We start from the raw sequence: 6,206 nt of genomic DNA, 5'->3' as shown, positions 1-6,206 counted from the left end.
CGCCCCCCCCCCCGCCGGAGGTCGCACCGCCACGTTGAGGTGCTGCTCATGCCCGATGTGCGAGCGCTGTTGCCCACCATCGAACCGGGACAGTTCTACCGCCGAGGTCCTGCGCCTGACCACTGCGCTGCGGGCGAGAAGGAAGTGGGCTTCGCTCACCCGCACCAGGGGCTGGAGTCGTCACGCCATGCCCGGCGCACCCGCCGCACCTAGCGCACGGGCCCGCACCTGCGCCAGCTCGATCTCCAGCGCGACCAGGCGCTCGCGGAGCGCAGCGGAGCGGTGGCGCTCCGCCAACACGGAAAGCGCCACGGCGAAGAGCGCGATTCCCAGCGCCGAGGCGACGATCCAGCCGAACGCGAGCGGCTGGTCGTAGGTGTGGTGGGTGAGGAGCAGCGTCGCTAGGACGGCGGCCACCAGCCATCCCGCCGCCACACCGACCGGGCGGACGCGCCGGCGTGCCTCCGCAACGGGGGCGGCGGCGGCGCGGGCGAGCAGGGGCGCGCGGACATCCTGCTGCCGCTCCGCGTCCGTCGGGCGTGGCGGCGGGAGGTAAAGGGCGGCGAGGAGCTCATCCTGCACCCCCGCGGAGGAGCGCGAGCACTCGTCACACCCGCGAACATGCGCGAGCAGCGCGTCGCGCTCCGGCCCCGCGAGCGTGGCGAGGATCCCCTGGACCCGGTCGTGTTCGGTCGGGTTCGATGTCAATGAGCTGCTTCTCTCAGGACGGCCAGCCGGTCCCTGAGCTTGCGGGCCGCGAGCCGTACCCGGGTCTTGATCGTTCCCAGGGGCTGGCCGGTGTGCGCCGCGATCTCCGACTGGCTCATACCCCGGAAATACGCCAGCTCCATCGATTCGCGCTGGTCGGAGGGGAGGGCGCCCAGCGCCTGCGCCAACAGGTCGCGCCGCTCCGCCGACTCGGCGCCCTGCAGGGGATCGCCCTCCGCCGCAACCGCCAGGAGCGCGCCGGGTGCCGCGGGCGATTCCGTCTCGCGTACGCGGCGGCGCGCCCGCACCCGGTCCAGCGCCCGGCTCCGCGCGATCATCGCCAGCCAGGTGGAGACCGCGCCCCTCCCCTCCTGGTACCGCCCCGCCTGCCTCCACGCCTGCCAGAACACCTCCCCCACCACTTCCGCCGCATCGTCCGGATCCGCCACCGCCTGCGCCGCCACCGAGTGCACCAGCGTGCTCCAGCGGTCGTAGAGCGCCGCCAGCGCCGCCTCGTCCCCCGCGGCCATGCCGCGGACCAGCGCGCGGTCGTCGGCAGGCCCCGGAGGCAGGCGCCCGGAGCGGTCCGCTGTCGGGGACCCTGTTGAAGTATACGCGGGGAACTGCGCAGTTGGATCCATGAATCTAGGCGCTCAGCGGGTACCGGAAACTCGGGACATACCGCTTGTGGTACACGCCGACCGGTCGTGCCCCACAGCGGCGTTTCCGGGGCGCGAGCGTGGGTTTCCGGTCGTCCGTGCGGGTCGCCCGGCGCCGGGGAGTCCGCCCTGCGAGCGGCACCGTCACTGGGAGGCCCGTCCTCGGCACCTCCTGTACCGCCTGAACGCGATTCCTGTAACAGATTCACGAGTTTTCTCGCCCTATTACCGTTGCTTGTTGCAACGGGGAGAATCACCGTTTAGAGTGGTTCCTGCTTCGCTGTAGGGTCGTGCGACAGATCGGACCGGTACAGTCACCGAATGCGCCCTCTTGAGCCGATCGTGAACCGCTCTCCGTGCTTTCCCCAGGTTCGCCGCACCAATGACCCGCACGCCCTTCGACAAGATCCACGATCCGACCCGCCTCGCCGCCCTTCGGCGCTCCGCCCTCCTGGACACTCCCGCGGAGGAGGCGTTTGATCGGTTAGCCCGCCTGGCATCCCGCATCCTGAATGCCCCGGTGGCCCTGGTGTCGCTGGTAGACGAGGACCGGCAATTCCTCAAGAGTTGTGTGGGGCTGCCGGAGCCCTGGGCCAGTCAGAGGGAGACTCCGCTGACCCACTCCTTCTGCCAGCACGCGGTCGCCTCGGGAGAGCCGTTGGTCATCGAGGACGCACGCGCGCACTCTCTGGTCCGGGAGAGCCTTGCGATCAGGGATCTGGGGGTGGTCGCGTACGCGGGCATCCCACTGATCACCCGAGAGAGCCACGTGCTCGGCAGCTTCTGCGTGATCGATACCGAGCCGAGGGCGTGGACCGAAGACGAGATCGGGATTCTGCGGGACCTCGCCGCCTCGTTGTCGACCGAGATCGAAGTGCATGCGGAGTTCGCGGAACGTAGGAAGACGGAGGAGGCGCTCCGGCGGAGCGAGGAGCGGCATCGGGCGCTGGTCCAGGCCACCTCCCAGGTGGTGTGGACCACCGACCCGCAGGGCGAAACCACGGAGGAGCAGCCTTCGTGGAGCGCTTTCACCGGACAGAGCCTGGAGGAGCAGAGAGGATGGGGCTGGATCCGCGCCGTCCATCCCGACGACAGAGCGCAGACAGCGCAGGTGTGGACAGAGGCGGTCGCGGACGGAACCGGCTACGAGCTCGAGCACCGGGTACGTCGGCACGACGGCGAGTACCGGCACATGGCGGTGCACGCGGTGCCGGTACGGGAGCCGGACGGCAGCATCCGGGAATGGGTCGGGGCGGAAACCGACATCACCGAGAGGAAGAGAGGTGAGGCGGCGCAGCGGCTCATCGCGGACGCAAGTGAAATACTCGCCTCTTCGCTCGATTACAGAACCACACTCCGGAGCGTCGCACGCCTCGCGGTTCCGAGTGTTGCGGACCACTGCGCAGTGGATGTCATCGAAGAAAACCGGGAGATCGTCCGGGTGGAGGTCGTCCTAGCGGACCCGGCAGATGGGGGGGGGACGAGGAAGCTGAAGAAGTGCTCCTCGCCCGACTGGAGCTCGCCCCAGCCCGGGGTCGAGGTGATGAGGAGCGGAACGCCGATGCTGGTTCCGGAAGTCGACGATGCCTGGCTGGTGAGCCATACCCGCAGCCCGGAGCACCTGGAAGCCCTGCGGAAGCTCCGCGTACGGTCGGTGATCTCGGTGCCGCTGGTCGCCCGCGGCCGTACGCTCGGCGCGATCACCCTCACCACCGGCGACTCCGGGCGGCGCTACGGGACGCACGATCTCGCGCTCGCGGAGGAGATCGCCCGCCGGGCTTCCCTCGCCATCGAAAACGCCCGACTCTACCAGCAAGCTCAGCGGGCCACCCAGGCGCGGGAGGAGATCCTCGCCGTCGTTTCCCACGAGCTGCGCAACCCGCTGAACGCGATCCATCTGGCGACCGAGGTGCTGCTTCGACTCGTGCCACCGGAGATGTGGCGGGGCCCGGAGCGAAAACAGATCGAGCTGGTTCAGCGAGCCACCGGACAGATGCTCCACCTGGTTCACGACCTCCTAGATGTCACGCGGATCGAGGCCGGACACCTGACGGTTCGGCGGCGCCGCGAGGAGGTCGCCCCGCTCGTCGATGAGGCGCTCGGCATGCTCCAGCCGCTCGCGGCAACCCGGTCGATCCAGCTGGAGGGGCACGTGCCGGAGGAGATCCCTGCGGTCTTCGTCGATCGCCAGCGGATCCTGCAGGTATTGAGCAACCTGCTGGAAAACGGGATTCGGTCCACGCCCGAGGGAGGGGTGGTCGCGGTCCGCGTCACGCGCGCGGGGGGGGAGGTCCGGTTCGCGGTGACGGATACCGGCGCGGGGATTCCCGAACAGCACGTGCCCCACCTGTTCGACCGCTACTGGCAGGCGAGCGGCGGGGACCGACGGCGCTCCGGCCTCGGGCTCGCCATCGCCAAAGGCATCGTCGAGGCACACGGGGGCAAGATCTCGGTGGAGAGCCGCGTGGGGAAAGGAAGCACCTTCACCTTCGTGGTGCCGGTCGCCGACCCCGCCATCTGCGATCCACCGTCGCCGGACACCGGACACGATGCCCGCGACACGGTCGCTTTCGTCGGGACCGGCGGCAGGCCCGGGTCCACCGCGGGCGACGCCGAGCTCGGGAAGCGAGCCGGTCGTAGGTACCCGGAGGCCGACGAGCGGAGCGAGCGCTTCCTCGCTACCCTGCGGCGGGCGGATGGAATGCCGACGAGACGGGAGAGCAGCCTTGCCGATGACCTGAGCAACCACATTGCAGCCGCGCTCTACCTCGATTCCCTTCGCCCGGGCGACCGCCTCCCGAGCATCCGGCAGACCTCAACGGCGCTAAGTGCTCCCTACCAAGCGGTGGTAAAGGCGTATTCCATCCTCGCAGGAGACGGGGTGGTCGAGAAGCGGGAGCGGTCTGGCATCTACGTCGCAGGGCAGGAGTACCACGGAGGCGATCTCCTCGGTGAAACGGCGTCCTGGATGGCGGGGGTGCTCGCCGGGGCGTTCGAGCATCGGCTCCGGATCCCCCAGCTCCGTGAAGCGATTCACCGCTGGACCGCGGGCGTGCAGCTCCGCTGTGTCTGCGTGGAGTCCGGCGTCGACCATCTGGTGGCCCTCTCGACGGATGTCGGTCGGTATTTCGGAATGGACACGAGTTCCGTCCGCACCGAAGACCTTCCTCCCTGCTGCCCGGCGGAGACCGTCGACGTCGATGCGCTCCCCGAAGTGTTGAGAGAGGCGGACCTACTGGTTACCAGCCCTCACCACGCCCGTGCGCTCCGTACGATCGCAGCGGCCACCGGCAAGCCCCTGGTGGTTGCGACGATCCACCCGGAGGTCGTTGCCGCGATCGAGCACCGGCTGGGGCGGGGATCGCTCACCGTTGTCTGCCTGGATCCGAGCTTCGGAGACCGGCTGAGCAGCATCGGGGGAGGTGTGTACCGGGATCGGTTCCGGGTCGTCCTGGCGGACGACGCCCGGGCCGTGGCCGAGCTCGATCCCGCCGACCCGGTGCTGCTCACGCGTGCCGCGCACCAGCACCTCGGAGGCCCGGATCTGCGTCTCCTGGTCCCACTCTCTCCATCGTTCTCGCTCGCGACCGCGCGGCATCTCGCCGAGGTGCTGATTCAGCTGAACATGGAGGGATCCCGCCGGTGATCGTCCAGCAGGGTCACCGTCTCCTCCGCTCACTGGTGCCGGGTACGAGCGTGATCTGGAGGGTCGTCCCGTACGAATGCCGGTCGATCCCGGCGGCGTTGAAGCTGGCCTGCAGACGCAACACCAGCTCCGGGCTGTTCTTGGCGTCTTCCCCGCCGCGCACCAGCAGCGGATCCGCATCGAGCGCGATGCTGGCGGCGTGCGTGTCGGCATACGCTCGGATCCGGGGGACAAGATCGGGCCAGCAGTCGCTCACCTGCTCCTCTACGACGGCATAGACCCGGTGACGGCGGGTCGACCCGCCAGCGGCCAGAACGCCGACCAGGGTGCGGTTCCCCGGAGCGAACACGTCGCGCGTGAATGGACGTCGTACCGGTACTCGACCGAGATGCGCTGTCGCAGCACGGTGTCCGCGAACGCGTCCTGCAGGGGGGTCGGATTCTGGTCGTCATCAGACGACGGGCCGCGGGCCATCGGCAGAGCTTGTGATTCCACGTGAACAGCCTCGGGAGACGATGAGTAGAAGGCCCCGTGCTGTCCATCGGGAGCGCAACGCGTATGCCAGGCCGGGCGGACAAGCCGAGCCGCGGCCTGTCGATTTGCGAGCACGAGAATCCCGGCGGATCCCCTGGGTTCTCACTGGGCTAGAAACACGCGCGGGGCGCCGGAGAAAACTCCGGCGCCCCGCGTGGCGACCGCACGGAACCGGTGTACGACCCGGGCGGTTAGCTGAAGCGCTCCTTGACGCGCTCGGCGAGCTGCCGGTCGATCCCCTTGACGCTCGCGATGTCGTCCACGCTCGCCTGGCGCAGGCTGTAGACGGTCTCGAAGCGGTCCACCAGCGCGTCCGCCTTCTTCCCCAGCCCGCCCACGTCCTCCAGCTGGTGGGCCAGGCGCTCGCGCTCCAGCTGCATCCCCACGGCGCCCTCGTCGGACACGTCGTGGCCGCGGCCGCGCAGGTCGCCCAGCAGCCCCTGCCACTCGTCGTGCCCCCAGCCGCCCGGACGCGACCGCGCGAAGTCGCGCAGCTCGCCGCGCAGGTCGCGCGAGCCGCCCGCCACGCCGGTGCCCCCGGTGTTGGCGGCGGTCACCCCGGCCCCCCGCTTGGTGGTGGACTTCTTCGCGGCGGACTTCTTCGCGGTGGCGCCTCCCGCACCTCCCGCACCGCCTCCGCCACCCGCGCCGCCATCGCC

At 69.8% G+C, this 6,206-nt stretch carries 5 protein-coding genes; 1 reads left to right on the top strand and 4 read right to left on the bottom strand.

The window, feature by feature from the left end; all coding sequences use genetic code 11:
• Positions 1–180 precede the first annotated feature (180 nt).
• Entirely contained in the window at positions 181–708 is a 528-nt protein-coding gene (locus tag VGR37_14645) for a hypothetical protein (protein ID HEV2148640.1), read from the bottom strand.
• Positions 705–1,349, bottom strand: coding sequence for a sigma-70 family RNA polymerase sigma factor (locus VGR37_14640; GenBank protein HEV2148639.1), 645 nt, complete (start codon positions 1,347–1,349; stop codon positions 705–707). Before VGR37_14640 ends, VGR37_14645 begins: the two co-directional genes overlap by 4 nt.
• A 400-nt stretch (positions 1,350–1,749) precedes the next feature.
• Between VGR37_14640 and VGR37_14635 the strand changes: the two genes are divergently transcribed.
• The gene (locus VGR37_14635; GenBank protein ID HEV2148638.1) at positions 1,750–5,013 is read left to right on the top strand and encodes a GAF domain-containing protein; all 3,264 of its coding nucleotides are present in this window, start codon (positions 1,750–1,752) and stop codon (positions 5,011–5,013) included.
• Between the two features lie 13 nt (positions 5,014–5,026).
• Here the strand turns inward: VGR37_14635 and VGR37_14630 are convergent, their stop codons facing one another.
• Both VGR37_14630 and VGR37_14625 read right to left on the bottom strand, forming a co-directional pair.
• Positions 5,027–5,269, bottom strand: coding sequence for a hypothetical protein (locus tag VGR37_14630; GenBank protein HEV2148637.1), 243 nt, complete (start codon positions 5,267–5,269; stop codon positions 5,027–5,029).
• A 469-nt stretch (positions 5,270–5,738) separates the two neighbouring features.
• Positions 5,739–6,206 (bottom strand): helix-hairpin-helix domain-containing protein (locus VGR37_14625; GenBank protein HEV2148636.1); only part of this gene is annotated, 468 nt, incomplete at its 5' end.

This window comes from Longimicrobiaceae bacterium (genome assembly GCA_035936415.1).
Classification (GTDB): domain Bacteria; phylum Gemmatimonadota; class Gemmatimonadetes; order Longimicrobiales; family Longimicrobiaceae; genus JAFAYN01.
Note: the sequence above shows the minus strand (reverse complement) of the source record. Positions and strands in the feature narration are given on the sequence as shown.

What these genes read in the sequence shown, in the direction of transcription:
- VGR37_14640 (HEV2148639.1), bottom strand. Translation starts at nt 1,349, where the DNA reads ATGGATCCAACTGCGCAGTTCCCCGCGTATACTTCAACAGGGTCCCCG.
- VGR37_14635 (HEV2148638.1), top strand. Translation starts at nt 1,750, where the DNA reads ATGACCCGCACGCCCTTCGACAAGATCCACGATCCGACCCGCCTCGCC.